General features: G+C 66.2%; 4 protein-coding genes. All 4 read right to left on the reverse strand.

Annotation, left to right across the window (positions count from 1 at the left end; genetic code table 11):
- Positions 1–65: 65 nt before the first annotated feature.
- On the reverse strand, positions 66–389 hold the full coding sequence (locus tag RMO18_RS12130) for a hypothetical protein (RefSeq protein WP_309666195.1): 324 nt from the start codon (positions 387–389) through the stop codon (positions 66–68).
- On the reverse strand, positions 386–964 hold the full coding sequence (locus RMO18_RS12135) for a nitroreductase (protein WP_309666196.1): 579 nt from the start codon (positions 962–964) through the stop codon (positions 386–388). Before RMO18_RS12135 ends, RMO18_RS12130 begins: the two co-directional genes overlap by 4 nt.
- A gap of 163 nt (positions 965–1,127) precedes the next feature.
- Positions 1,128–2,231 (reverse strand): class II histone deacetylase, encoded by a 1,104-nt coding sequence (locus RMO18_RS12140; RefSeq protein WP_309666198.1) that lies wholly within the window; start codon positions 2,229–2,231, stop codon positions 1,128–1,130.
- Between the two features lie 84 nt (positions 2,232–2,315).
- A complete protein-coding gene (locus RMO18_RS12145; protein ID WP_309666200.1) occupies positions 2,316–2,558 on the reverse strand; it encodes a hypothetical protein in 243 nt (80 codons plus the stop codon).
- Positions 2,559–2,923: the final 365 nt, after the last annotated feature.

Raw genomic sequence — 2,923 nt, forward strand, 5'->3', positions numbered from 1 at the left:
CCGCGACCTCTCGGACGCGTGGGTGGTGTTGGGATCGGGCCAGCTCCTCGTCATCGAGAGCCCTGCTACGCTCTGAGCATGGACCTACCTGCCGTCGGCGCCCCTGCCCCCGGGGTCGCCCTGCCTGATGCCACGGGCACCATCAGAAACACCGAAAGCCCGATCATCAGCACCAGTGACGCCCAGCCCAGCAGGGTGTCCACCCCGGTCACCGGGCCAATCAGTGGCAGGTCGATGCTATCAGGCGTCAGGGTCTGGATGCCCAGCAGAAACAGCGCATAGACCGCCGCCAGCAACACGAAGGCCAGGCCAACGCCGATCAGCGCCACCCGGCGAAAGCGGCGGTCGCCAAGCTGACCCAGTGCCTTGAGAAAATCGCCAAAGATCATGCGGCTACCCAGGTCACGATACGGCCAAGGTCGGGGCGCGGCCGGTCCGGCGCATCGGGCGGCGGGGTGGCAATGTGGACGATGCCGGCAACCGTTTCCGGGCCGGTGCAGCCAAAGGCCGCAGCGGCGAATACCGGGTCATGCGCAGGCCAGCCGGTCAGCCAGCAGGCGCCCCAGCCCGCAGCCTCTGCCGCATTGACGATGCCAAGGCACAGCGCGCCCGCCGAAAGCCGCTGTTCGGACAAGGGTACTTTCGGCGCATCCTTTGGCGATGAGATCACCACCACCGCCAGTTGCCCCATATCAAACTGGCCGCGCCCTTTGCCGATCTTTTCTGCGTCACCGCCCAGATCACGGGCGCGGGCCTCGGCCAGGCCAGCGATCCGCGCGAAGGCGGGCTTTTGCAGCACGATCAGCCGCCAGGGCTCCAGCTTGCCATGGTCGGGCACACGCAGGGCAGCTGTCAAAATCTCGGCCAGCGCGGCACGGTCTGGAACCGGCCCGGTGAACAACTTGGCAGGCCGCGACTGGCGCGACAGCAGGAAATCAAGGGCGGCTTGGTTGCGGGCGGGCATGCGGGTCTCCGGCGGGTGGGTCGGGCGGGGCAGGTTGCTGCATACACGCTGGTTTGCCCAAGTTCCAGCTTGACCCGAACCCTGCGAGCGGGAGCCAAGCGGGCCTTGCCCGCGCGGGCGACACTAAAGGCGTGCGGCGGAACGCCGCTCCGTTTGAAAACCGCTACAACCCGTGCGCGGTTGCCAGATCGGTGATCCAGGTTGACAGAAACGCATCAAACCGGGCGTCGGGCTGTTTTCCGGCCAGAGAGACCGCCATCGGATCGACGGCGCGGACGGTTGATCCGGACAATTCCTCCAGCACCGCATGGCCGCAGAACGGCACATAAACCTCGGAATAACCGCCTTCGTGGACCAGAACCAGTCGCCCGGCGCACAGGCTGTCGGCGGCGGCCATCACGGTACGGGTCATCTGGCGGAAGGTGTCTGCAGTGGCCAGCATTCTGCCCAACGGATCGACCGCCGATGCGTCAAAGCCGCAGGCCACGATGATCACCTCGGGGGCAAAACGGTGCAGGGCGGGCAGCACGACGCGGTCCATCACCTGCAGATAGCCGGTGTGGCCGGTGCCGGGGGGCAGCGGCAGGTTGATGTTGGCCCCAAGCCCGGCGCTACCGCCCCGCGCCTCGATCCCGCCGGTATCCTGCGGGTAGTTGCGGTCTTGATGCAGGGATATCGTCAGGACATCGGGGTCGTTCCAGAACACCGCTTCGGTGCCGTTGCCGTGGTGCACGTCCCAGTCAACGACGGCCACGCGCCGCACCAGACCCGCCGCCTGTGCTGCACGGATCGCGATTCCGATGTTGTTCAACAGGCAAAACCCGTTCGGCCAGTCGGGCAGGCAATGATGCCCCGGCGGGCGCGACAGGGCATAGGCGTTGCGCGCCCGCCCGGCCAGCACATCGGCCAGTGCGGCACTGGCCAGACCTGCCGAAAGGGCGGCAATCTCAAACCCGCCCTTGCCGAACGGGGTGCGCAGGCCGAGTTCACCGCCGCCCGCATCCGACATCGCCTTGAAGGCGGTGAGATAGGTTTCGGGATGCACGCGCGCCATGTCTTGCCACGTTGCCGGGGCCGCCTTGCGCTGGCTAAGGTGGTCAATGAGGCCCGTCACCTCGATCAGGTTGCGCAGACGGCGCTTGGTTTCGGGGTTTTCCGGCAGCCCACCCGCCAGCGGCTGCACGGCGCCACCGACCGGCAGGGTGAAGGCATAGTTGCCACCGCCATGCCAGAAACAGCGCTCGTCTGAATAAAAGGCGGTGGTCATCGCATGTCTCTCCTGTCGGGCAACTTAGGTGCCGGGCGCGGCGTGCTGCCAGCGCAAAAGCGACCCGTGAAAAAGGCACTGTGATCAGGCAGGATCGCGGTCGATCCGGTAGCTGCCCTCGGGCAGGTTCAAGGCGGCGCCAAGGTCGCGCACCTGCGCCAGCGACAGGGTGATGCGCACGATCTGGTCAGTACGCGGATCGACCTGGTCGATGGTCACGCAATCCTCGAAGGCGGCAATGATCACATCCTCCAGCAACGGCAGATCACCGCCCTCATCAACAAGGGTGATCACGGTGGCGTCAAAGTCGTGCTCGATGGTGAACATGCGCCAAGGCTACGCCGGTGTTGCGCACAGGGCAACGGGGGAAGCGCGCTGACACTTGCGTGAGGCGGGGTTTCGGCGGGTGCGGATTTTGCTAGGCTGCGGTTTCGTTCCCCCGCAACCAAAGGGTCCAAGATGCGCGCCGCCTGCCTTGTTGTCTTGGCCATAGTCCTTTCGGGCTGCGTTTCAACGATGCCCGCTTCGACCCTGCCACCGCCGGAAGCAAGCCTTGTCGGTGCGGATGGCCGGCTGACCCCGCGCGGATCTGCGGTGAACTTTCTGCAGGTGGTGGCGCGGGTGGAGCCGGTGGCCGAAGCGCTGTGCGCCAAGCGCGCCATCGTGCGCAAATGCGATTTCAGGATCGTGGT

It is taken from the genome of Tabrizicola sp., assembly GCF_031377265.1.
In the GTDB taxonomy this organism is placed as follows: Bacteria; Pseudomonadota; Alphaproteobacteria; order Rhodobacterales; family Rhodobacteraceae; genus JAUYQR01.